Annotated in this window: 22 protein-coding genes; 4 read left to right on the top strand and 18 right to left on the bottom strand. The window is 71.2% G+C overall.

Going from position 1 to position 23,409, the window contains the following annotated elements; all coding sequences use genetic code 11:
• Positions 1 to 9: 9 nt before the first annotated feature.
• The 6 genes from OG254_RS33900 to OG254_RS33875 all read right to left on the bottom strand — a co-directional run bounded on the left by OG254_RS33900 (position 10) and on the right by OG254_RS33875 (position 7,574).
• The gene (locus tag OG254_RS33900) at positions 10 to 3,105 is read right to left on the bottom strand and encodes an AAA family ATPase (protein WP_405589393.1); all 3,096 of its coding nucleotides are present in this window, start codon (positions 3,103 to 3,105) and stop codon (positions 10 to 12) included.
• Positions 3,106 to 3,233: 128 nt separating this feature from the next.
• Complete coding sequence (locus OG254_RS33895; RefSeq protein WP_405589390.1) at positions 3,234 to 3,431, bottom strand: hypothetical protein; 198 nt, start codon at positions 3,429 to 3,431, stop codon at positions 3,234 to 3,236.
• Between the two features lie 207 nt (positions 3,432 to 3,638).
• Positions 3,639 to 4,211 carry a hypothetical protein gene (locus tag OG254_RS33890; protein WP_147993901.1) on the bottom strand — a complete coding sequence of 191 codons (573 nt, stop codon included), beginning with the start codon at positions 4,209 to 4,211 and terminating at the stop codon, positions 3,639 to 3,641.
• A 35-nt stretch (positions 4,212 to 4,246) separates the two neighbouring features.
• Entirely contained in the window at positions 4,247 to 4,822 is a 576-nt protein-coding gene (locus OG254_RS33885) for a GNAT family N-acetyltransferase (protein WP_405589386.1), read from the bottom strand.
• Positions 4,800 to 7,028, bottom strand: coding sequence for an MMPL family transporter (locus tag OG254_RS33880; RefSeq protein ID WP_405589382.1), 2,229 nt, complete (start codon positions 7,026 to 7,028; stop codon positions 4,800 to 4,802). The genes OG254_RS33885 and OG254_RS33880 overlap by 23 nt, the downstream gene beginning before the upstream one ends.
• Before the next feature lie 213 nt (positions 7,029 to 7,241).
• Positions 7,242 to 7,574 carry a hypothetical protein gene (locus OG254_RS33875; RefSeq protein ID WP_405589380.1) on the bottom strand — a complete coding sequence of 111 codons (333 nt, stop codon included), beginning with the start codon at positions 7,572 to 7,574 and terminating at the stop codon, positions 7,242 to 7,244.
• Positions 7,575 to 7,762: 188 nt separating this feature from the next.
• Here OG254_RS33875 and OG254_RS33870 point away from each other — a divergent pair, with 188 nt between their 5' ends.
• On the top strand, positions 7,763 to 8,566 hold the full coding sequence (locus tag OG254_RS33870; RefSeq protein WP_405589378.1) for an SAM-dependent methyltransferase: 804 nt from the start codon (positions 7,763 to 7,765) through the stop codon (positions 8,564 to 8,566).
• Between the two features lie 62 nt (positions 8,567 to 8,628).
• Here the strand turns inward: OG254_RS33870 and gatB are convergent, their stop codons facing one another.
• The 6 genes from gatB to OG254_RS33840 form a co-directional block, all read right to left on the bottom strand.
• Positions 8,629 to 10,143, bottom strand: coding sequence for an Asp-tRNA(Asn)/Glu-tRNA(Gln) amidotransferase subunit GatB (gene gatB, locus OG254_RS33865; protein ID WP_405589375.1), 1,515 nt, complete (start codon positions 10,141 to 10,143; stop codon positions 8,629 to 8,631).
• A gap of 15 nt (positions 10,144 to 10,158) precedes the next feature.
• Positions 10,159 to 10,398, bottom strand: a complete 240-nt coding sequence (locus OG254_RS33860; protein WP_228625348.1) for a hypothetical protein — start codon at positions 10,396 to 10,398, stop codon at positions 10,159 to 10,161.
• Positions 10,395 to 11,897, bottom strand: coding sequence for an Asp-tRNA(Asn)/Glu-tRNA(Gln) amidotransferase subunit GatA (gene gatA / locus OG254_RS33855; protein ID WP_351188187.1), 1,503 nt, complete (start codon positions 11,895 to 11,897; stop codon positions 10,395 to 10,397). The genes OG254_RS33860 and gatA overlap by 4 nt, the downstream gene beginning before the upstream one ends.
• A 5-nt stretch (positions 11,898 to 11,902) precedes the next feature.
• Positions 11,903 to 12,199, bottom strand: a complete 297-nt coding sequence (gene gatC / locus OG254_RS33850; protein ID WP_405589372.1) for an Asp-tRNA(Asn)/Glu-tRNA(Gln) amidotransferase subunit GatC — start codon at positions 12,197 to 12,199, stop codon at positions 11,903 to 11,905.
• Between the two features lie 104 nt (positions 12,200 to 12,303).
• The gene (locus OG254_RS33845; protein WP_405589369.1) at positions 12,304 to 12,798 is read right to left on the bottom strand and encodes a cupin domain-containing protein; all 495 of its coding nucleotides are present in this window, start codon (positions 12,796 to 12,798) and stop codon (positions 12,304 to 12,306) included.
• A gap of 37 nt (positions 12,799 to 12,835) precedes the next feature.
• Positions 12,836 to 13,207 (bottom strand): DUF4267 domain-containing protein, encoded by a 372-nt coding sequence (locus tag OG254_RS33840; protein ID WP_405589366.1) that lies wholly within the window; start codon positions 13,205 to 13,207, stop codon positions 12,836 to 12,838.
• Positions 13,208 to 13,294: 87 nt separating this feature from the next.
• Here OG254_RS33840 and OG254_RS33835 point away from each other — a divergent pair, with 87 nt between their 5' ends.
• On the top strand, positions 13,295 to 13,876 hold the full coding sequence (locus OG254_RS33835) for a TetR/AcrR family transcriptional regulator (RefSeq protein ID WP_405589363.1): 582 nt from the start codon (positions 13,295 to 13,297) through the stop codon (positions 13,874 to 13,876).
• Between the two features lie 58 nt (positions 13,877 to 13,934).
• On the opposite strand, the gene OG254_RS33830 is transcribed toward OG254_RS33835, so the two are convergent.
• The 5 genes from OG254_RS33830 to OG254_RS33810 all read right to left on the bottom strand — a co-directional run bounded on the left by OG254_RS33830 (position 13,935) and on the right by OG254_RS33810 (position 20,978).
• On the bottom strand, positions 13,935 to 16,169 hold the full coding sequence (locus OG254_RS33830) for a putative bifunctional diguanylate cyclase/phosphodiesterase (RefSeq protein WP_405589360.1): 2,235 nt from the start codon (positions 16,167 to 16,169) through the stop codon (positions 13,935 to 13,937).
• A 272-nt stretch (positions 16,170 to 16,441) separates the two neighbouring features.
• Positions 16,442 to 18,634, bottom strand: coding sequence for an NAD-dependent DNA ligase LigA (ligA, locus tag OG254_RS33825; protein WP_405589357.1), 2,193 nt, complete (start codon positions 18,632 to 18,634; stop codon positions 16,442 to 16,444).
• 15 nt (positions 18,635 to 18,649) lie between these two features.
• Positions 18,650 to 19,660: a methionine synthase gene (locus OG254_RS33820; protein ID WP_405589354.1), complete on the bottom strand. Its 1,011-nt coding sequence runs from the start codon at positions 19,658 to 19,660 to the stop codon at positions 18,650 to 18,652.
• A 61-nt stretch (positions 19,661 to 19,721) separates the two neighbouring features.
• Positions 19,722 to 20,420 carry an SDR family oxidoreductase gene (locus tag OG254_RS33815; protein ID WP_405589351.1) on the bottom strand — a complete coding sequence of 233 codons (699 nt, stop codon included), beginning with the start codon at positions 20,418 to 20,420 and terminating at the stop codon, positions 19,722 to 19,724.
• Between the two features lie 18 nt (positions 20,421 to 20,438).
• Complete coding sequence (locus tag OG254_RS33810) at positions 20,439 to 20,978, bottom strand: TIGR00730 family Rossman fold protein (RefSeq protein WP_405589348.1); 540 nt, start codon at positions 20,976 to 20,978, stop codon at positions 20,439 to 20,441.
• 51 nt (positions 20,979 to 21,029) lie between these two features.
• On the opposite strand from OG254_RS33810, the gene OG254_RS33805 reads away from it, so the two are divergent.
• Both OG254_RS33805 and OG254_RS33800 read left to right on the top strand, forming a co-directional pair.
• A complete protein-coding gene (locus tag OG254_RS33805) occupies positions 21,030 to 21,353 on the top strand; it encodes a DUF427 domain-containing protein (protein WP_405589346.1) in 324 nt (107 codons plus the stop codon).
• Positions 21,354 to 21,390: 37 nt separating this feature from the next.
• A complete protein-coding gene (locus tag OG254_RS33800; RefSeq protein ID WP_405589344.1) occupies positions 21,391 to 22,170 on the top strand; it encodes an alpha/beta fold hydrolase in 780 nt (259 codons plus the stop codon).
• A 61-nt stretch (positions 22,171 to 22,231) separates the two neighbouring features.
• Here the strand turns inward: OG254_RS33800 and mnmA are convergent, their stop codons facing one another.
• Complete coding sequence (gene mnmA / locus OG254_RS33795; RefSeq protein ID WP_405589342.1) at positions 22,232 to 23,362, bottom strand: tRNA 2-thiouridine(34) synthase MnmA; 1,131 nt, start codon at positions 23,360 to 23,362, stop codon at positions 22,232 to 22,234.
• Between the last annotated feature and the right edge of the window lie 47 nt (positions 23,363 to 23,409).

Here is a 23,409-nt window from a genome sequence, read left to right as displayed (position 1 = left end):
GCGTAAACCTCAGCCGCTCGTCCCGGATGTGAGTGTTTCGGCCGGAAACAGCCTCAGCCGATGCGCCACCGCCGCCGCCTCACCCCGTCCCGAGACGCCGAGCTTGCCCAGGATGTTCGACACATGGACGCTGGCGGTCTTCGGGGAGATGAAGAGTTCCTCGGCGATCTGGCGGTTGGTGCGGCCGGCGGAGACCAGGCGCAGGACGTCCCGTTCGCGGGTGGTGAGGCCGAGGGAGTCGGCGGGGTCGTCCGTGGGCAGGGGCGGGGTCACGCTGAGGGTGAGGCGGGCTCGCTGGGCCAGGTGGGTCGAGGCGTCGACGAGTGGGCGGGCGCCCAGGTGGGCGGCGGTGGCCCGGGTCAGGCGGAGCAGTTCGGTGGCGCGGGCGCGCTCGTCGTCGCCGCCGCTCGCGAGGAGGGCCTCGGCCAGGCGGTGGCGGACGCGGGCGAGGTCGTAGGGGCGCTCCAGGGGCTCGACCGCGGTGACCACCTCCGACCATGCGTCGGCGCTGGTCCGGCCGTCGGCACGGTCGAGTTCGGCGCGGGTCCACTTCTCGTACGCCAGCCACAGGGGCGCGCCCGTGGTGAGTTTGCGGACGGCCTCGAAGAGCCGTGCGAGGAAGGCGGTGCGGCCCTCCTGGGCGGTGGGCAGTGCCTGGGCGCGGACGTCGGACTCGGCGACGGCGGCGGCCAGCAGCAGCGGCCAGGCGTAGCGCTGGGTGCCGGGCGGGAAGCCGGCGCTCAGGGCCCGGTCGGCTTCGGCTCGGGCGTCGAGGAAGCGGCCCTCGGCGGCGGCTATGCCCAGGGCGAGGAAGGACATCGGCAGGTTGTTCTGCGGCATGGGGTCGTGCGTGCCGTAGGAGGTGCGGGCGGCGGCGAGATGGCGGGCGGCCTCGGCGACGTCGCCGCGGGCGAGCGCGAGGTGGGCGAGGCGGTTGGAGCCGCCACCGAGCGGCTTGGCGGACTGGCCCGTGCGCTGGGCGTTCCTCGCGGCCTCGGCGGCCTCGTCCCAGCGGCCCAGGGAGAGCAGTGACTCGGCAAGGTTCGACCACATCCACGCCTCGGAGTCACGCAGGCCCCACTCCTGGGTGAGGCGCAGCCCCTCGCGCAGGATGCGGACGGCGTCCTGCGAGCGGCCGACGCCTTCCAGCACGGACGGCAGGTTCACATGGCTGCGGCCCACCACGGTGGTGAGGCCACGGGCCAGCACCTCGTCCTTGACCTCGTGCATCTGGGCCAGGCCGGTCGCGATGTCGCCGGCGTCGACCATGAGGACGCCGAGGGTGAGGCGCGCGTTGAGTTCGATGTCCTCGGCGCCCACCATGCGGGCGTACTCCACGGCCCGTTCGGCGGCCGACATGGCGTCGGGGCCGGGGGCGCGGAGCATCGACCAGTTGGCCGCGGTGGCCAGCACCTCGGCGTGCACCTCGGACGGCGGCAGGCCGCGCACGAGTTCCTGGGCGGTGCCCAGCTCCTTCCAGCCGTCGCCGCGGGCCATGGCCTGGACCAGCCGGGAGCGCTGGACCCAGAACCACGCGGCGCGCTGGGGGTCCCCCCTGCCCGAACGCAGTTGAGAGCCTGAGGAAGGATCGCCCTCTTCCTCCAGCAGGTGCAGGGCGCGCTTGGTGATCTTCAGGGCGCGTTCGCGCTCTCCGCAGCGCCGTCCGGCGACGGCGGCCTCGGCCATGAGGTCGAGGTAGCGCAGGGGTGTGGTGGCGGGGTCGCAGCCGCAGGGAGGGTAGACCTCGGTGTAGTCGACGGGGCGCAGGGTGGCGCGGGTGTCCTCGGGGGCGGAGTCCCAGAGCTCCATCGCGCGTTCCAGCAGCCGCAGTTGCTCGGAGTGGGCGTGCCGGCGGCGGGCGGTGACGGAGGCGTCCAGGACGGCGGGCAGGGCCTTGGCCGGGTCGTGGGCGTGGTACCAGTAGCTGGCCAGCCGCATGACGCGCTCGCCGGCCGGGACGAGCGTCGGGTCGGCCTCCAAGGCCTCGGCGTAGCGGCGGTTGAGGCGGGAGCGCTCACCGGGGAGCAGATCGTCGCCGACGGCCTCGCGGACCAGGGAGTGCCGGAAGCGGTAGCCGTCGTCGCCGGGCGCCGCGATGAGGATGTTGGCGCCCACGGCGGCTCGCAGGGCCTCGATGAGGTCGTCCTCGGCGAGCTGGGCGACGGCGGCGAGCAGCCGGTACTCGACCGTGGAGCCGCCCTCGGCGACGATCCGGGCGACCCGCTGGGCGCTCTCGGGCAGGCCCTCGACGCGGACCAGGAGCAGGTCGCGCAGGGTGTCGGTGAGGCCGGTGCAGCTGCCCTCGTGGGCGGCGACGGCGAGTTCCTCGACGAAGAAGGCGTTGCCGTCGGAGCGTTCGAAGAACTCGTCGACCTGGGCCGGGTCGGGTTCGCAGGCGAGGATGCCGGCGATCTGGCGGCCGACCTCGGCTCGGTTGAAGCGGCCGAGTTCGATACGGCGGACCGTGCGCAGCCGGTCGAGTTCGGCGAGGAGCGGGCGCAGCGGGTGGCGGCGGTGGATGTCGTCGGAGCGGTAGGTGGCGAGGACGATCAGGCGACCGGTGCGCAGGGTGCGGAAGAGATAGGCGAGGAGGTGGCGGGTGGAGGCGTCGGCCCAGTGCAGGTCCTCCAGGGCCACGACGACCGTGCGGCCGGCGGCGACGCGCTCCAGGAGGCGGGCGGTGAGTTCGAAGAGGCGGGCCATGCCCTCCTCGTCGGAGCGGTCCGACCCTCGCGAAGGGGCGCTCTCGCCCAACTCGGGGAGCAGCCTGGCCAGTTCCTCTTCCTGGCCTGCGGCCGCGGCGGTCAGTTCGTCGGGCAGTTCGCGGCGCAGGGCGCGCAGCGCCGTGGAGAACGGGGCGAACGGCAGGCCGTCGGCGCCGATCTCGACGCAGCCGCCGAGCACGACGACGGCGCCCTCACGGGCGGCGGCCGTCGCGAACTCCTCGACGAGGCGGGTCTTGCCGACCCCTGCCTCACCGCCGATCACCCATGCCTGCGGCTCGCCCGCGGCGGCACGGGCGAGCGCGTCGTTCAGCGTCTCCAACTCGCTTGCGCGACCGACGAACACGGGGCTGACTGACCGGTTTTCCACGGGGCCGAGCATCGCACGCGGCGCCGACAGGAGGGCACCGGTTTTTGCCGGGCTCGGAGTCGGTATCGCTGCGATGGCCCGGCCCGGCGTCGGGAAGTGCGGCCCGGTGTCGACCGATGGCCGCGGACCGGCGCCGGCCCTCACGCGGCGCGCGGAGGCCGGTGCCGACGGAGGCGGAACGTATGCGACTCCGTCTCCGCGGAACCGTGCGCGGAGCGCTCCGCGGCCTCGCGGCGGGCCGCGCGGCGGCCACGGATCGCCTCGCGGACCAGGCGCTGGTGCTCGGCCCTGCGGATCAGTTCGGCGGAACGGATGTGGTGGAGTTCGTACCCGTACATGAATGGACCCTCGTTTTCGCTGGTGAGAGGTGGTTTCTGGCGTCGCTTTCGGCGATGTCTCAACCTTCCTCTCCCAGGCGGGTCCGCCACATCGGGAGAGTTCCGCATCTTCGACGGCCCGAGGGGCCTTAGACGCGCGTGAGGGGCCTCAGGGCGCCGTCTAAGGTGCTTACGGCGGCTCTGAGGCCCCTCGGGACCTGCGGTGACTCAGCCTGCTGAGGGCAGGCCGAGCAATGCGTCGGTGTACTTGAGGACGGCCAGCAGGAGGCCGATGACGCCGAGTGCGACGCCGCCCCAGGCGACCGACTTGATCCACACGGCCTGCGGCTTGCCGGGCGCCCCGAACGCGGGACGGGCGAGCACGACGACGCCGACGATCAGCGCGGCCAGCGCGAACACGCCGGCCCACAGGGCGGAGGTCTGCCAGGCGTCGCCGTAGACCTCCTTGATCTGCTGGGAGACGCTCGCGTTCGAAGCGGTCTCCAGCTGGCCGACGAGGGTCTCGCGGGCGGCGGCGACCGTACCGATCCAGCCGCCGGTCAGGGACACGAGGCCGAGCGCCGCGGAGACGACCGCGCCCGCGCCCTGGCCGACGCCGGAGGGCGCCTCTTCCGTGGCCTCGGCGGCCACCTCCTCGTCCAGCTCGTCGGTCTCCGTCGCCTCGTCGGCGTCGGTGGAGTCAGTGGCGTCGGCCGTCTTGGTGACGTCCACCTTCTCCTCGTCGGTCTTCGCGTCGGTGCCCGTCTCGGCTCCGGTCTCGTCCACTGTCTTCGTTCCCATGTCTCGCACCGTACGGACGCTCTCTGAGAGGTGTCTTAATGATCGTTGTGTGCGGCACGCGCGCGTGCTTCACGCCACGCCGGGGCGAGGATCGACCACACCTCCAGGTCGTGCCGCACCCCACGATAGGGGTGAGCCTGGCGGCGTACGCCGTCGCGGGTCATTCCGAGCCGCCGGGCGACGTTCAGGCTGGCGGTGTTCCCGGAGGCTGCGACCCATTCGACGCGGTGGATGCCGCGTTCCTCGACCGCCCAGTCGATGAGCACCCGCATGGCCCGGGTGATGAGCCCGCGTCCGGTCGCGGCGGGCTCCAGCCAGCACCCGACCTCGCAGTTGCCGGTCGCCGCGTCGAAGTTCAGGGTGAGAACCCCGCCGACGAGTTTTCCGTCCAGCCAGATGCCGTGGTACGACGCCGTGTCCGCGGCGCGCATGTCCGCGTACCGCTGGAGTGTCTCCCGTGCCGACGCCACGTCGGTGGCGTTCGAGCCGAACGGGATGTACTCCCCGATGAACTCCCGGCCCCGCTCCAGGTTCGCGAGGAACTCCTCCGCGTGCCAGGGCTCCAGGGGCCTCAGCTCGGATCCGTCGTCACCCAGCGATATCGCGTACATCGCCCCGCTGCTCCTTCTCCAGTTCCGCCACGACGTCGGTGAGCCTCTCATGGGCGGCGCGGGACTCGGGCGGCTCGATGCTGATGCGGGGCATGCGCCGGTCCAGCCAGCGCGGCAGCCACCAGTTGGCGCCGCCGAGCATGTGCATCAGGGCGGGGACGAGGAGGGTGCGCAGGACGAAGGCGTCCAGGGCGACGGCGGCGGCGAGGGCGATGCCGAACATGGCGATCACGCGGTCGCCGCTGAGGACGAAGGCGAGGAAGACCGAGATCATGATGACCGCGGCGGAGTTGATCACCCGGCTGGTCTCGGCGAGGCCGATCCGGACGGCCCGCCGGTTGTCGCCGGTCTCCAGCCACTCCTCGTACATCCGGCTGACCAGGAAGACCTGGTAGTCCATGGAGAGGCCGAACAGCACCGACACCATGATCACGGGGAGGAATGGCTCGATCGGCCCGGCGCGGCCCAGTCCGAGGAGCTCGCTCCCCCAGCCCCACTGGAAGATCGCGACGACGACACCGAAGGCGGCGGCGACGGCAGCCACGTTCATCACGGCGGCCTTCAGCGGGATGCCGACGGACCGGAAGGCGAGCAGGAGCAGCAGACAGCCCAGTCCGACGACGACGCCGACGAAGAGCGGCAGCTTGCCGACGATCACGTCGGCGAAGTCGTCGTAGCCGGCCGTCATGCCGCCGACGTTCACATCGAGCGAGGTGCCGGTCTGGGCGCGGGGCAGGATCTCGTCGCGCAGCCGGTCGACGAGGTCGCTGGTCTGCCGCGACTGCGGGGAGGACTCCGGTACGAGGGTGAGGTACGCGGTGTCGCCGCCGGAGTTGTAGGTCACCGGCGTCACCGAAGCGACGCCCTCGGTGCCCCGCAGAGTGGCGTCGAGGTTGTCGAGGGCGAGCTTGTCGTCGCCGCCGTCGACCTTGGAGACGAGGGTGAGCGGGCCGTTCACGCCGGGCCCGAAACCGTCGGCGAGCAGGTCGTAGGCCTGGCGGGTGGTCGAGGTCTGCGGGGCGTTGCCCTGGTCGGAGGTGCCCAGGCGCAGGCCCAGGGTGGGCAGTGCGAGGACCGTGATCACGGCCAGGGCGATCGCACCGAGCGCCTTGGGGTGGCGCTCCACGAACGCCGACCAGCGGGCGGCGAACCCGGTGGGCAGCTCGGGCTCGGGGCCGTGCTCGGTCAGCCGGCGCCGCTCGCGGCGGCTGAGGGCGCGCATGCCGATGAACGACAGCAGGGCGGGCAGCAGGGTCACGGAGGCCGCGACGGTGAGGACCACGGTCAGCGAGGCCGCTATCGCGACGCCGTTGAGGAAGCTCAGCTGCAGGATCAGCATGCCGAGCAGGGCAATGCACACCGTCGCGCCCGCGAAGACCACGGCCCGTCCGGTGGTCGACACGGCGTTCGTGATCGACTCGGCGACGGGCAGGCCGCGTTTCAGTCCACGCCGGTGGCGGGTGACGATGAACAGGGCGTAGTCGATGCCGACGCCGAGCCCGATGAGCATCCCGAGCATGGGCGCGAAGTCGGCCACGGTCATGGCGTGCCCGAGCAGCGCTATCGCGGCGTACGCGGTGCCGACGCTGACCAGTGCGGTCGCGATGGGCAACAGCGAGGCGGCGAGCGAGCCGAAGGCGAGGAACAGCACGACCGCGGCGACGGCCACTCCGACGACCTCGGCGAGATGGCCGCCCGAGGACTCGGTGAGGGCGACGGCGCTGCCGCCCAGCTCGACCTGAAGCCCGTCGGCCTCGGCGTCCTTGGCCGCGCTCACGACGGCCTGCGCCTCGCCCTTGTCGAGGTTCTCGGCGCTGTCGTCGAAGGTGACGGTGGCGTACGCCGTGTGCCCGTCCTCGCTGATCTGGGCGGTGCCCTGCTTGTCGTACGGGCTGGTGACGGCCGCGATGCCGGGCAGTTCCGCGATCTCGTCGAGGGTGCGCGTCATGGTCTGTTCGACGTCGGCGGCGCGGACGGTGCCGGACGGGGTGTGCCAGACGACGGTGTCGCTGTCGCCTCCCAGGCCGGGGAAGCCGTCCTGCAGGAGCTGCGTGGCGCGGCCGGACTCGGTGCCGGGGACCTGGTAGTCGTTCGAGTACGCGGTGCCCGTCACGACGGCGCCCGCGGTCACCCCGCCGAAGGCGAGCAGCCAGAGCAGTACGGCGACGAGGCGACGTTGGACACACCAGCGTGCAAGAGCTGCCACGAACGTGCTCCCGGGGGACGATTTGTGGATCTTTGACCGGGATCAGTCGTTCAGGAAAGTGAACAGCCCGCAAAGAACGCATGAGCGATGTGAAGCAAACTCTCGCAGGAGGGCGAGATCGTTTGCCTCGTTCGTGGGTTTATTCACAGGAATGGGAGGCAGATCACAGGACAGTAACGTTCACTCTGTCGTTGCCGAGTGGCGCCTGTCACATCAGTCGAACTGGTCTCCCAGCGCCATCACCATCACTCCGGCCACCAGCAGCCACAGCGCCCGCCGGGTGCGCCCCCGGGACCCGAGGAACGCGGCGAGCGCGCAGACCGCGGCGCCGAAGGCGTAGGCGGCCGGGACGAGGGGCGGGGCCGCCCCACTGAGACGCAGCGTCGAGGCGGCCAGCCCCGCGAGGGCGAGCAGCGCCCCGGTCACGACGGCCGTCCAGCGGGCCCGCCGCGCCACCTGCGCCGGGTCGGCATCCTCCACGTGCTCGGTCTCGTCGGTACGGTCCTCCCCCGTCTCGGATATCTCGGAATCACCGCGTCCACTCATGGCGGGCGAGCGTAGCGCGTCGCGCTGCGAAAGCGGGTGCGGGGCCGCGCGGCCGACTGCTAGCTTCCGAAGGTCGACCATCTCGCGGCACACCGCCGCCGACCTGGGCAGGTGCATTGTTTGAGCGTCCGACCGAGCTCCTTTCGTATCCCTTTCCGCTTCCCCGGACTCAAGGAGCCCGTTCACCGATGCCGAACGTCACCCGGAGGACCTCGGATGAGGACCTCGCCGAGCGGCTGACCCACCCAGGCCACCCGCGCAGCAACAGCTACGACCCCCGCTGGGTCGTCGAGAACCAGATGGGCCCGAACGCACTCTGGCTGCTGGAGTGGCTGGCCCCCGCCCTCGGCCTGGACGCCCTGCGCCCGTGCGCACGCGTCCTCGACCTGGGCTGTGGCCGGGCGATGACCTCCGTGTTCCTGGCCAGGGAGTACGACGCCCAAGTCACCGCCGCCGACCTGTGGATCGAACCCGACGACAACGCCCGGCGCGTCGCCGAGGCCGGTTTCGCCGACCGTGTGCTGCCGGTCCGCGTGGAGGCGCACGACCTGCCGTTCGCCGAGGGCGGCTTCGACGCGATCGTGAGCATCGACGCCTACCAGTACTTCGGCACGAACGATCTGTATCTGCCCACGCTCACCCGCCTGTTGAAGCCGGGCGGGCGGATCGGCGTCGTCGTACCGGCGCTGCGGGACGAGCCGGACGGGATCGAGCCGCCAGAGCATCTGAAGCCCTACTGGGAGCCCGACTACTGGTGCTTCCACTCGGCCGACTGGTGGCGGCGGCAGTGGACCCGCAGCGGCGCCGTCGAGGTCGAGGCCGCCGACTGGCAGCCGGACGGCTGGCGGGACTGGCTGCTGTGGTGCGACGTGGTCGCCGAGGAGAGCCCGGAGGAGTTCCATCGCACGATGGCCCGCCAGGTCGGTGACATGGTGCGGCTGGACGAGGGGCGTGCGCTGGGCTTCGTACGGCTGGTGGGCCGCCGTATCTGATAGCGCGCCGAGGGGGACGCATCACGGTCGATGCGTCCCCCTCGGGGTGTACGGCTACGGGCTCAGCCCTCGCTGACGCCCAGCTGCTCCAGGATCAGCTCCTTGACGCGCGCCGCGTCGGCCTGACCCCGGGTCGCCTTCATGACCGCGCCGACCAGGGCGCCGGCCGCGGCCACCTTGCCGCCGCGGATCTTGTCGGCGATGGCCGGGTTGCCGGCGATGGCCTCCTCGACCGCGGTGGTCAGGGCGCCCTCGTCGGAGACGACCTTCAGACCGCGCTGGTCGACGACCTCGTCCGGCGTGCCCTCGCCCGCGAGGACGCCCTCGATGACCTGGCGGGCGAGCTTGTCGTTCAGGTCGCCCTTCGAGACCAGCTCGCAGACGCGGGCGACCTGCAGCGGCGTGATCGACAGCTCGTCCAGGGACGTGCCCGACTCGTTGGCGCTGCGCGCCAGTTCGCCCATCCACCACTTGCGGGCGGACGCGGCGTCGGCACCGGCGTCGATCGTGGCGACGATCAGGTCCAGCGCACCGGCGTTGAGGATCGCCTGCATCTCGACGGCGGAGATGCCCCACTCGGCGAGCAGCCGGTTACGGCGGGCCAGCGGCATCTCCGGCAGCCCGGCGCGGATCTCCTCGACCCACTCGCGAGGCGGTGCCACCGGCACGAGGTCCGGCTCGGGGAAGTACCGGTAGTCCTCGGCCTCCTCCTTCACGCGGCCCGAGGTCGTGGACCCCGTGTCCTCGTGGAAGTGCCGGGTCTCCTGGATGATCGTGCCGCCGCTGCCGAGGACGGCCGCGTGCCGCTGGATCTCGAAGCGGGCCGCACGCTCCACGGAACGCAGCGAGTTCACGTTCTTCGTCTCGGAGCGGGTGCCGAACTTCTCGGTGCCGTTCGGGCGCAGCGACAGGTTCACGTCGCAGCGCATCTGGCCCATCTCCATGCGGGCTTCCGAGACACCGAGCGCCTTGATGAGCTCGCGCAGCTCACGGACGTACGCCTTCGCCACCTCGGGGGCGCGCTCGCCCGCACCCTCGATCGGCTTGGTGACGATCTCGATGAGCGGGATGCCGGCGCGGTTGTAGTCCAGCAGCGAGTGCGAGGCGCCGTGGATACGGCCCGTCGCGCCGCCGACGTGCGTCGACTTGCCGGTGTCCTCCTCCATGTGGGCGCGCTCGATCTGCACCCGGAAGGTCTCGCCGTCCTCCAGCTGGACGTCGAGGTAGCCGTTGAAGGCGATCGGCTCGTCGTACTGGGAGGTCTGGAAGTTCTTCGGCATGTCCGGATAGAAGTAGTTCTTCCGGGCGAAGCGGCACCACTCGGCGATCTCGCAGTTCAGCGCAAGACCGATCTTGATCGCCGACTCGACGCCGGTCGCGTTGACGACCGGGAGCGCGCCGGGCAGGCCGAGGCAGGTGGGGCAGGTCTGGGTGTTCGGGTCGGCGCCGAGCGTCGTCGAACAGCCGCAGAACATCTTGGTCTTGGTGCCGAGTTCGACATGGACCTCAAGGCCCATGACGGGGTCGTACGACGCCAGCGCGTCCTCGTACGACACCAGGTCGGTCGTGGTGGTCACGGTGAAACTTCCCTCTCAGCCCAGCAGGACGTCGTCGTCGCCCAGCCGCTTCAGCTCGCGATAGAGGATGGCGAGGCCGGTGACGATCGCGACCGCGGAGACGGTGGCGTCGACGAGCCGCAGCGTGTCGTGCTCGGCGCGGGCCTTCTTGATCTGCTTGGCGACACCGAACGCGCCGAACGCGGTGGTGGCCATGGACAGGTACGTACCGGACTTGGACTTCTTGAAGTCCTTCGCCTTGGACAGCTTGCTCACAGCGACGGTGCCTCCTCCAACAGCGGGTGCCCCCACTTTTCCACGAAGGCGGCCTCGACGGCGGCGCCGACCTTGTAAAGACGGTCGTCCTTCAGTGCCGGCGCGATGATCTGCAGCCCGACCGGGAGGTTGTCCTCCGGGGCCAGACCGCAGGGCAGCGACATGGCCGCGTTGCCCGCGAGGTTGGTGGGGATGGTGCACAGGTCGGCGAGGTACATCGCCATCGGGTCGTCGGCACGCTCGCCGATCGCGAAGGCGGTGGTCGGTGTCGTCGGAGAGACGATCACGTCGACCTGCTCGAAGGCCTTCTCGAAGTCCCGGGTGATGAGCGTGCGGACCTTCTGCGCGGAGCCGTAGTACGCGTCGTAGTACCCGCTCGACAGCGCGTACGTGCCCAGCATGATGCGGCGCTTCACCTCGGGGCCGAAGCCCGCCTCACGGGTGAGGGAGGTGACCTCCTCGGCGGAGTGCGTGCCGTCGTCGCCGGTCCGCCGGCCGTAGCGCAGGCCGTCGAAGCGGGCGAGGTTGGAGGAGCACTCGGAGGGCGCGATCAGGTAGTACGCCGACAGGGCGAGGTCGAAGGACGGGCAGTCCAGCTCGACGATCTCGGCGCCCAGTTCCTTCAGCAGCTCGACGGACTCGTCGAACCGCTGGATGACACCGGCCTGGTAGCCCTCGCCGCGGAACTGCTTGACGACGCCGACGCGCATGCCCTGGACGCTGCCGTTGCGGGCGGCCTCGACGACCGGCGGGACCGGGGCGTCGATGGAGGTGGAGTCGAGCGGGTCGTGCCCGGCGATGACCTCGTGCAGCAGGGCCGCGTCCAGGACCGTACGGGCACAGGGGCCGCCCTGGTCGAGGGAGGACGAGAAGGCGACCATGCCGAACCGCGAGACCGCGCCGTACGTCGGCTTCACGCCCACCGTGCCGGTGACGGAGGCCGGCTGGCGGATGGAACCGCCGGTGTCGGTGCCGATGGCGAGGGGGGCCTGGAAGGAGGCGAGGGCGGCGGAGGAGCCACCGCCGGAGCCACCGGGGATCTTGGTGAGGTCCCAGGGGTTGCCGGTGGGCCCGTACGCGCTGTTCTCGGTGCTCGACCCCATGGCGAACTCGTCCATGTTGGTCTTGCCGAGGATGACGACGTCGGCGGCCTTGAGACGCTTGGTGAGGGTGGCGTCGTACGGCGGGATCCAGCCTTCGAGGATCTTCGAACCGACGGTCGTCGGAATCCCCTCGGTGGTGAAGATGTCCTTCAGCGCGAGCGGGACGCCGGCCAGCGGGCCGAGCTTCTCGCCCTTGGCGCGCTTGTCGTCGACGGCACGGGCCTGCGCGAGGGCGCCCTCGCGGTCGACGTGCAGGAAGGCGTGCACCTTCTCGTCGACGGCCTCGATGCGGGCCAGGTGTGCCTCGGTGACCTGGACGGCCGTGAGCTCGCCGGAGGCGATCTTCTCGGCGGTCTCGGCGGCCGTCAGCTTGATGATGTTGACGTTGTCCGTCATGGCGGTTAGTCCTCCCCCAGGATCTGCGGCACCTTGAAACGCTGCTGCTCCTGGGCCGGGGCGCTGGAGAGCGCCTGCTCGGGGGTGAGCGACGGACGGACCTCGTCCGCCCGCATGACATTCGTCAGCGGGAGCGGGTGCGAGGTCGGCGGTACGTCTTGGTCGGCGACCTCGCTGACGCGTGCGACCGCGCCGATGATGTCGTCCAGCTGTCCCGCGAAGTGCTCGAGCTCTTCGGGCTTCAGCTCCAGACGCGCCAGCCGTGCGAGGTGGGCGACCTCCTCGCGCGTGATGCCAGGCATGCAGCGATCCTCTGGGGTGAGTGTGTGTGTTTGAGGCCAATCCTATGGGGCGGGGGCCCGTGGCCGTGAAACGGTTTCCCGGCCCCGCGCCGGTGGGTGCCTCGTCACCGGCTGCGCCCGTCCCAGGCCTCGCTCCTGAGGAAGTGGTTGTCGTACCGCTCCTGCACCTCCAACAGGCTCTCCACGGTGGCCTCGCCGAGGGCGATGCGCTGGAGGTGGCGGAAGTACTCGAAGCGCTCGACGCCCGGGGTGATGACGATCAGCAGGTCGGCGTCGGCGCCCGGCACGGCGGAGAAGGCATGCGGCTTGCCGGGCGGCACGACGACGAGGTCGCCGGGGCCGGCGGTGACGACGTCGTCGCCGGAGAGGATCTCGGCGGCGCCGTCGAGCAGGAAGAACATCTCGGCGGAGTTGTCGTGCCAGTGCGGCTTGGCGCCGTCGGCGCCGCTCGTGAGCGTGACGCGCTGGGTGGACAGCGCGCCGCCGGTCCGGCTGCTGTCGGCCAGCAGCCGGACGGTGGTGGGCGCCCGGCCGACGACTTCGGCCTCGGCCTCGCGGACGATCACGGACTCGTCGAACTTCGGAACGAACAGCGACATTTCCCCAACCCCCGGTGCGATGACGTTGTGGACGTACTCAGACGAGGAAGAGCAGAACGGCACTGAGGAGCACGACGACCGCCGTGGCGAAGTGAATCCCGAAGGCCACGGCCTTCGTGCCGCCGTGCCGCAGCACTATCAGTGTGTCGAACATCGGCACGATCGCCACGGCGAGCATGAACCAGGCCTCGGCGCGGGCGCCGACGAAGAACAGCAGCGCCAGGCCCACCAGGCCGAAGGTGCCGTCCCGCAGGCCCTTGACGGAGAGATAGGCGCCGGCGTCGCCCTCCGGCCGGGCCGGGACGCCGTAGCCGGTGGCGGCGGAGGCGGGCTGGAACAGGAACCGGTAGCCGAGGAACACGCAGAACAGGTTGAGCACGACGGCCAGGGTGTACGCGGTCACGGTCATGTCTTCACTCCTTGCTAGCAGCGCTAGGGACAGGAGTGAAGCTAGCAGAGCGTCGACAGATGTGCTAGCAGTGCTAGAATTTCGGGCATGTCGATCCAGACGCGCAAGGAGCGCGAACGAGCGGAACGCGAGCGGCTGATCGTCACGGCCGCGCGGGAACTCGCGGAGTCGGAGGGCTGGGACGCGGTGACGACGCGCCGCCTCGCGGCGGAGATCGAGTACAGCCAGCCCGTCCTCTACAGCCACTTCAAGGGCAAGGACGCGATCATGGCCGCGGTGGCGGTGCAGGGCTGCGCCGACTTGGCGGAGGAACTACGCACGGCCCGCACGGCAGCGAAGGGCACGCGCGAGGCGCTGGCGGCGGTGGGCGAGACGTACACGGCCTTCGGCCGACGACGACCGGCGCTCTACGACGCCATGTTCACGTACCGGGTGGACCTGCCGTTCGCCACCGCCGAGGCCCCGGAGCCGCTGAAGCGGGCCTTCGGTGAGCTGGCAGCGGCGGTGGAGCCCACCGCCAAGGAGGGCGAGGATCTGGGAGTGCTGACGGAGACGTACTGGGCAGGGCTCCATGGGTTGGTCACGCTGATGCGCAGCGGCCGACTGCCGGAGAGAGCTCATGAACAGAGGTTGGCGCTGCTGATCGGACACTTCGCAGCAGCGCCCTGAAGGGGCGGGGCGGTATCGATCTGCGACTCCGCCGCGATGGGGTCCCCCTGTCGGAGAACTACTCGGCGGCCGGCAACGCCGCGCGCGGTCGCTGCCAACCCCGCGACCCCCGCGCCCGCAGCCATGCCGTCGTCTCCTCCGGCGGCATCGCGGCGGCCACCAGCCAGCCCTGTACGGCGTCGCAGCCCAGGTCCCGCAGCCGCTCCCACGTCTCGTCGTCCTCGACGCCCTCGGCGACCACGAGCAGGCCCAGCGAATGCGCCAGGTCCACCGTGCAGCGCACGATCTCCGCGTCCTCGTTGTCCACCGCGAGCCGGGCCACGAACGATCGGTCGATCTTCAGCTCGCTCACCGGCAGCCGTCGCAGATGCACGAGGGACGAGTAGCCCGTGCCGAAGTCGTCCAAGGACATCTTCACGCCGTGCCCGGTCAGCCCGGCCAGCGTGTCCGCGGCCCGCTGCGGGTCCTCCAGCAGGACGTGTTCCGTTATCTCCAGTTGGAGCGCTCCCGCCGGGACACCGTGCCGGGCGAGCCGCGCGGCGACCGAGCCCGCGAACCCGGGGGTGTGGACGTCACGCGGCGAGACGTTGACCGCCACGGGCACATAGAGCCCCTGGGCCCGCCACCGGGCCACCTGCGCGAGCGCCGTCTCCAGCACGTACTCCGTCAGATGCGGCATCAGCCCCGACGACTCGGCGATCGCTATGAACTCGTCCGGCGCCACCCTCCCCCGCTCCGGGTGCACCCACCGGACCAGGGCCTCCAGCCCGGCGACCTGACCGTCGAAGCGGACCTTGGGCTGGTAGTGCAGCTCGACCTCCTGCGCGTCGAGGGCGCGCCGCAGGTCCCCGAGCAGGCCCAGCCGGTCGGGGGTGTTCGAGTCGCGCTTCGACTCGTAGACCTCCACGCCCGTGCGGTCCCGCTTCGCCTGGTACATCGCCACGTCCGCGCGCCGCAGCAACCCCTCGGCGTCGAGGGCGTGGTCCGGGAAGACGGCGACTCCGGCGCTGGCCTCCAGGACCAGGGTGAGGCCGTCGAGGTCGAGCGGGGAGCTCAGGGCCGTGACCAGCGCGCGGGCGACCCGCGTCGCGGACGTCGTGGAGTCGGCGACCGGCAGTAAGACGGCGAACTCGTCACCGCCGAGCCGCGCGGCCTCCGCTCCGCGCGGCAGCGCCAGGCGCAGCCGGTCCGCTATCTGCAACAGCAAGCGGTCACCGGCCAGATGACCGAGCGTGTCATTGACCGATCGGAAGCGGTCGAGGTCGATCAGCATCAGGGCGGACCGGGCGCCGATGCGCTCGGCGTCGTCGAGTGCGGTCCAGATGCGCTCCAACAGCCACTGCCGGTTGGGCAGCCCGGTCAGCGGATCGCGCAGCTGCTCCTCCGCCCGGGCCCGCGCTATCCACAGGGTGGAGTCGAGGGCGACGAGCGGGATGGCGAACAGCGGCAGCAGCAGGGGCTTGGCGATGGCGACGACACACACCAGGGGCGCGATGCCGAGCAGCGCGACCGCGACGAGGCCCTGTCTGACCAGCGCGGTGCGCTCGACGGTGGGCAGGCCGCCGCGCGGGGACTGCAGGTACCACAACAGGACCCGGGTGACCGCGAGATACGCGGCGGCGACGAGCACCACGCCGGGGGCGGTGTAGAGCGTCCAGCTGTCGGGGTTCCAGGGGTTCTCGACGGTCGGCACCCGGCCGAAGGCGGCCAGCACCAGGGCTCCGGCGGCGATGCCGAGGATGTCCACCGCGCCGTGCAGCACGCCCTGGCGCCAGCGGTTGCGGCGGGCCACCCCGACCAGGACGACGACGGTGAGGCTGACCATGCCGGCCGGCACCCAGCCGTAGAGCATCAGCACCGCGAGGGTGAGGGCGGCGCCGGAGCCGGTGCCGCCCCACCAGCGCGCGCGGCCGAGGGCGACGAGATGGCCGACGATGACGCCGGTCAGCACGGCCAGCGACCAGCCGACCGTGCCGGACGGGAAGAGGGCGTGGTGGTCGGTGAACGCCCGGTAGAACCCGGCGCCGAGGACGAACCCGGCGGCCGCGACGACCGCCGAGGGCAGGGCGGGCCACGACAGGTGGCGGTCGTGCTCGGCGTGCGGCAGCCCGGCGGAGTGGTCGACGCCGAGCTGCACGGCGGTGCGGCCGTCCGCCACAGTGGGCGGCCCGGCGGCACTCCCCGCGCCTCTTTCCGCGCGCGAACGCTTCGCGGTCCGCGTCGCCCACCCTCGCCATGCGTCGGCCATCCGACGCAGCCGTGAGTGCGGGGCGGCGCTCTCGGTCGGTTCCATTCCCGTCCCTCTCACAGCCGGCGGTGCCCACGCCACGCGGCCCGATGCCCGACAACGACCCTCAACGGCACCGCGTTGGAAAGCCCTTCCCCTCACCCTCCAAAGCCCTTCCAGAGCAAGGGGATGCCCCAACCGCAGTTGGGCACGGCAGGCGCACATCTCAACAGTAGGCCGCATAAGGCTTCCACGGGCAGCGGTCGTCGACGGTTGCCCGAATGCGCCCCAGCCACCCGTATGCATCTGATATGCGCCGATCGGGGGGCCTTCAACCGCTACTCCTCTGCGGGGAGGGCAACTTCGGCCGCCGCGTCGGGCCCCTGTTCCAGCAGGACATTGAAGCCGTCCTCGTTCAGAACAGGGACCTTGACCTGCATGGCCTTGTCGTACTTGGAGCCGGGGTTGTCGCCCACCACAACAAAAGATGTCTTTTTCGAAACGGAACCGGTTACCTTCGCTCCGCGGCTCTGGAGCGCGTCCTTCGCCCCGTCGCGCGTGAAGTGCTCCAGTGTGCCGGTGACAACGACCGTGAGCCCCTCCAGCGGGCGCGGCCCCTCGTCCTCACCGGAGCTCTCCTCCTCCATGCGGACGCCGGCCGCCTTCCACTTGCGAAGGATCTCCTGGTGCCACTCCTCGGCGAACCACTCCTTGAGCGAGGCGGCGATGATCGACCCGACGCCGTCGGTGTTCGCCAGCTCCTCCTCGCTCGCCTGCTCGATGCGGTCGACGGAGCGGAACTCACGCGCCAGCGCCTCGGCGGCGACCGGGCCGACATGACGGATCGACAGGCCGGTGAGGATGCGGGCCAGCGGGCGCTCCTTGGCGGCGGCGATGAACTCCAGCATCGAAACCGCGTTCTTCTTGAGCTCGCCCTGCTGGTTGGCGAAGACCGTGGCGATCTTCTCCTCGCCGGTCTTCGGATCGCGCTTGGGCAGGCCGCTGTCCTGATCGAGGACGTACGCCTTGATGGGCAGCAACTGCTCGGCGGTCAGGTCGAACAGGTCGCCCTCGTCCACCAGCGGCGGCTCGGAGGGCTCCAGCGGCTTGGTCAGCGCGGCGGCGGCGACGTAGCCGAAGTGCTCGATGTCCAGCGCCTTGCGGCCCGCGAGGTAGAACAGCCGCTCGCGCAACTGGGCAGGGCAGGAGCGGGCGTTCGGGCAGCGCAGGTCGACGTCGGCCTCCTTCATCGGCCTGAGCGCCGTACCGCACTCGGGGCACTCGGACGGCATCACGAACTCGCGCTCGCTGCCGTCGCGCAGGTCGACGACCGGTCCGAGGATCTCCGGGATGACCTCGCCGGCCTTGCGCAGCACCACCGTGTCGCCGATGAGGACGCCCTTGGCCTTGACCACGTCCTGGTTGTGCAGGGTGGCGAACTCGACCTCCGAGCCCGCGACCGTGACCGGCTCGACCTGGGCGTACGGCGTGACCCGTCCGGTGCGGCCCACGCCCACACGGATGTTGACGAGCTTGGTGTTGACCTCTTCCGGCGCGTACTTGTACGCGATGGCCCAGCGCGGTGCGCGCGAGGTGGAGCCGAGGCGGCCCTGGAGCGGGATCTCGTCGAGCTTGACGACCACTCCGTCGATCTCGTGCTCCACGGAGTGGCGGTTCTCGCCGTAGTACGCGATGAACTCACCGACGCCGTCGAGGTCGTCGACGACTCTGTTGTGCGTGGAGGTGGGCAGGCCCCAGGACTTGAGCAGGTCGTACGCCTCGGAGAGCCGGGTCAGGCCCTCGAAGCCCTCCAGGGCGCCGATGCCGTGGACGACCATGTGCAGCGGAAGGGTCGCGGTGACCTTCGGGTCCTTCTGCCGCAGCGAACCCGAGGCGGAGTTGCGCGGGTTGGCGTACGGCTTCTCGCCCGCCGCCACCCGGCGCTCGTTGAGCTCCCCGAAGGCCTCCATCGGGAAGTAGACCTCGCCGCGGATCTCGACGAGCTCCGGAACGTGGTCGCCCGTCAGACGGTGCGGAATCTCCGCGATCGTCATGACATTGGGGGTGATGTCCTCACCGATCCGGCCCGTGCCGCGGGTGGCCGCGCGCGTCAGCCTGCCCTTCTCGTACGTCAGGTTCACCGCGAGGCCGTCGACCTTGAGCTCGCACAGGAAGTGGTACCCGGAGGTGCCGACGTCCTTGTGCACGCGCTCCGCCCAGGCGGCGAGCCCGGCGTCGTCGAAGACATTGTCGAGGGAGAGCATGCGCTCGCGGTGCTCGACCTCGGCCAGGTCGGTCTGGAACTCGACGGACACCTTCTGCGTCGGCGAGTCCGGCGTGCGCAGCTCCGGATACTCGTCCTCCAGCGCTTCGAGGGTGCGCAGCAGCTCGTCGAACTCCGCGTCGCTGACGACGGGAGCGTCCTTCACGTAGTACCGGAAGCGGTGCTCCTCGATCTGCTCAGCGATCTTCGCGTGCTTCTCCCGTGCCTCGACGGGCACCGTCGTCTCCGCTTGATTGTCGCCGGCCACCGTGTTGTCCTCCCGTTACTCTGGGTTGTCCGCGAGGGATCTCGCCGCCCGGGCGCAGTGGGCGAGAGCCTGGCGTGCGTACTCGGGGGAAGCCCCCGCGAGTCCGCACGACGGCGTGACCGTGACGGCCTCCGCGAGAAGCCCCGGTGACAGCCCCAGCCTGCGCCACAACGTCCTGACACCCATGACGCTACCGGCAGGGTCTGACAATGGGCCGTCCGTGCCGGGGACGACACCGGCGAAGAGCCGGGTCCCCCCTTCCACCGCCTCGCCGATCGCGTCGTCGTCACGCTCGGTGAGGAGCGAGAAGTCGAAGGAGATCGCCGCCGCCCCCGCCCGGCGCAGCAGGGCGAACGGGACGTCCGGTGCGCACGAGTGGACCACGACGGGTCCTTCGCCGTGAACCCCGACGACGTCGTGGAGCGCGGCCTCGACGATCTGCCGGTCCACGGCGCGGTGGGTCCGGTACCCGCTGGCGGACCGCACCTGTCCGAGCAGGACGGCGACGAGGGAGGGCTCGTCGAGTTGCAGCACCACCTGGGCGCCGGGGAAGCGGCGGCTGACCTCCGCGAGGTGCTGGCGCAGCCCTTCGGCGAGCGAGGCGGCGAGGTCGCGGCAGGCGCCGGCGTCGGAGAGGGCGGCCTCGCCGTTCCTCAGCTCAAGGGCGGCGGCCAGCGTCCAGGGCCCCACGGCCTGGACCTTCAGCGGCCCCTCGTACCCCTGGGTGAACTCCTCCAGTGCGTCGAGGTCCTCCCCCAGCCACGACCGGGCCCGCCTGGTGTCCCGCCCCGGCCGGTCGCCGAGCCGCCACCCGCTGGGCTCCACGCGCGCGTACAGCTCGACGAGCATCCCGGCGGTGCGGCCGATCATGTCCGCGCCGGGTCCGCGAGCGGGCAGTTCGGCGAGGAACGGAAAGTCCTCGAAGGACCCGGTGACGGTCCTGGCGGCCTCGCGGGCGTCGCCGCCGGGCATCGAACCGACGCCGGTGGCCGCGCCGAAGCTGAACTGGGTGCTGTTGTCGCTCACCCCCGAAGCGTACGTAACCCTCCGGGGGGACCGTGCCCGGACCGGCGCCGTGGAAGAGCCGTCAGTTTCCCGGGCGTACCGTCAGGTCGTTGACCTCCGCGTCCCTCGGGAGGTCCAGGGCCATCAGGATCGTCGTGGCGACCGACTCGGGGTCGATCCACTTCGACTCGTCGTACGCCTTGCCCTCCTGCTGGTGGACCTTCGCCTGCATGGGACTGGCGGTGCGGCCGGGGTAGACGGACGTGACCCTGACGCCGTGGTCGTGCTCCTCGTTGCGCAGGGAGTCGGCCAGGGCCTTCAGGCCGTGCTTGGACGCGGCGTACGCGGACCACTCGGCGCTCGCGCGCAGGCCCGCGCCCGAGTTCACGAAGATCACATGGCCGTGGGCGACGCGCAGCTGCGGCAGGAAGTGGCGGGTGAGTTCGGCCGGGGAGATCAGGTTGACGTTGAGCTGGTGACGCCAGGACTTCGGGGTCAGGTCGCCCACCGGGCCCAGGTCGACGACGCCGGCGATGTGGAGCAGGGAGTCCACCCGGTCCGGCAGCGACTGGTGGGAGAAGGCCCAGGACAGCTTGTCCGGGTCCGCCAGGTCGCCGACCAGGGTGCGCGCGCCGGGGAACTGCGCCGCCAGCTCCTTCGCGCGGGCCGCGTCGCGCGCGTGGAGCACGAGATCGTCCCCGCGCGCGTGCAGGCGGCGGGCGACGGCCGCGCCGATGCCGGAGCCGGCTCCGGTGATCACATGTGTAGCCATGCCCGCCATGCTCGCATCAGTGCCCGTTCACTCCGCGCCCCGGCTCTCCTCCAGGTACGCCAGCGCCCCCATCGGCTCCTGCGCGAAGAACACCAGGTCGGCCAGCGGGCGGGGCAGGAAGCCCTCGTCCTCCATGCGGCGGAACTGCTCCTGAAGGCCGTCGTAGAAGCCGGCGGTGTTGAGCAGGACCACCGGCTTGTCCGTGTGGCCGTGCTTCTTCAGCTCCAGGATCTCGGTGGCCTCGTCGAGGGTGCCCGTGCCGCCGACCATGATCACCACGGCGTCGGCCTTGTCCAGCAGCAGCCTCTTGCGCTCGGCGAGGTCCTTGGCGATCACCATCTCGTCCACGCCCGGGCGGACCTTGGCGGCCAGGAACTCCACGGAGACCCCGACGAGCCGTCCGCCCGCCTCCTGCACGCCGTCCGCGACGACCTTCATCAGCCCGACGTCGGAACCGCCCCACACGAGCGTGTGCCCGCCCTTGCCCAGCAGTTTCGCGAACTCGCGCGCGGGGCGCGTGTAACGGTCGTCGAGGTCGGCGGCGGAGAGGAAGACGCAGATTCGCATGCAGCCACCGTACGCGGGAAGAACCCGGCCCCCGCGAGTGCTTTTCCGGGTATGGCTGATGGACACACGATCACGATCGAGCAGGACACACGACGCGTGCGGGCCGTTCACGGCGGCCAGGTCCTCGCGGAGAGCGAGCGGGCCCTGGCCCTGCGGGAGACGGGCTGTCCCGTGCGCTACTACTTCCCCGCCGAGGACGTACGACTGGAGCTGCTGACCCCCTCCGACACCCACACCTACTGCCCCTTCAAGGGAACGGCCTCCTACTGGTCACTGCCGGACGCGGCGGACCTCGTCTGGTCGTACCCGGACCCGAAGCCGGACGTTTCCGAGATCAAGGACCACCTCTGCTTCTACGAAGTCGAAGTGTCGTGAACGATTAGTTCCGCGCCGTACGGCAATCTCCACAGACATGGACAAGCACACCAATTCAGCCGACGGGACGTCGATCGCGTACGAGACCAGCGGTGACGGCCCGGCGGTGATCCTCGTCAGTGGTGCGATGTCGACCGGGGGCACGGTGGCGCCGTTGGCCGTGCCCCTGTCGGAGCGGTTCCGGGTCGTCGTGTACGACCGGCGTGGACGCGGCCAGAGCGGCGAGGAGTCGCCGTACGCGGTGGAGCGCGAGGTCGAGGACCTGGCCGCGCTGATCGACGCGGTGGGCGGCGAGGCGGCGCTGTACGGCACCTCCTCGGGCGGCGCGCTGGTGCTGCGGGCGGCGGCGAGCGGGCTGCCGGTGCGCCAGGTCGCGGTCTACGAGGTGCCGTTCGCCGTCTACGAGGGCGGTGCGCGCGAGCGCGCCGAGTACACCGAGCGGCTGACCGAGGCGCTCGACGAGGGCCGGCGTGGGGATGCCGTCGAGCTGTTCCTGCGGCTGACGGGGATGGCCGAGCAGATGATCCAGGGCGCCCGCCAGTCCCCCATGTGGGCCGGCATGGAGACGATCGCGCCGAGCCTGGCCTACGACGACGCCGTCATGGGCGACGGTCTGGTGCCCCTGGACCGGCTCGCCTCGATCACGGCGCCGGTGCTGGCCGTCGCGGGCAGCGCGAGCCCCGCGTGGATGCGCGAGGCGACGCGGACGGTCGCGCAGAGCGTGCCCGAGGGGACGTACCGGAGCCTGGAGGGGCAGACCCACATGGTGGATCCGGACGTTCTCGGGCCGGTGCTGGCGGAGTTCTTCGGGGCGTGATCGGGGCGGGGGACGGGCACACGCGTGTGCCCGGAATTCGGCCCAGCCCGGGAGCCCCGTCTCAGACAGCCGTCGGCGTCGCCCGCACCGTCGACGCGATCGTCGCCGAGCCCACCACGCGCGTGCCGTCGTACAGGACGATCGCCTGGCCGGGGGCCACGCCACGGACCGGCTCGGTGAAGGTGACCTCCAGGGCGCCGTCGACCATCTCGGCGCTCACCTCGGTCTCGCCGCCGTGGGCGCGCAGCTGGGCGGTGTAGGTGCCGGGCCCGGTCGGGGCGGCGCCGCACCAGCGGGGCTTGATCGCGGTGAGGGCGCTCACGTCGAGGGAGGCCGCCGGGCCGACCGTCACCGTGTTGTTCACCGGCGAGATGTCGAGGACGTAGCGCGGCTTGCCGTCGGAGGCCGGGGTGCCGATGCGCAGGCCCTTGCGCTGGCCGATGGTGAAGCCGAACGCCCCGTCGTGGGTGCCGAGCTTGTCTCCCGCCTCGTCGACGATGTCGCCCTCCGCCTTGCCGAGGCGGCCTGCCAGGAAGCCCTGGGTGTCGCCGTCGGCGATGAAGCAGATGTCGTGCGAGTCGGGCTTCTTCGCGACCGCGAGGCCCCTGCGCTCGGCCTCCGCGCGGATCTCGTCCTTGGTCGTCAGGGTGTCGCCGAGCGGGAACATCGCGTGCGCCAGCTGCTTCTCGTCCAGGACACCGAGGACGTACGACTGGTCCTTGGCCATGTCGGAGGCGCGGTGCAGCTCGCGCGTGCCGTCCTCGCCCAGCACGACCGTGGCGTAGTGGCCGGTGCAGACCGCGTCGAAGCCGAGGGCCAGCGCCTTGTCGAGCAGGGCCGCGAACTTGATCTTCTCGTTGCAGCGCAGGCAGGGGTTCGGGGTGCGGCCGGCCTCGTACTCGGCGATGAAGTCCTCGACCACGTCCTCGCGGAAGCGGTCGGCGAGGTCCCACACGTAGAACGGGATGCCGATGACGTCGGCGGCGCGGCGGGCGTCGCGGGAGTCCTCGATGGTGCAACAGCCCCGCGCGCCCGTGCGGAAGGATTGGGGGTTCGCGGAGAGGGCGAGGTGGACGCCGGTCACGTCGTGCCCCGCCTCGGCGGCGCGGGCGGCGGCGACGGCGGAGTCGACCCCGCCGGACATGGCGGCGAGGACGCGGAGGGGGCGGGAGGGCTGCGCGGTGTCAGTCATAACCCTTCCAGGGTAAGGGGGCGCGGGAACCAGGGCCCCCGAGTATC

The organism is Streptomyces sp. NBC_01092, from assembly GCF_045039535.1.
Lineage (GTDB): Bacteria > Actinomycetota > Actinomycetes > Streptomycetales > Streptomycetaceae > Streptomyces.
This window is presented reverse-complemented; position numbering and strand designations above follow the sequence as displayed.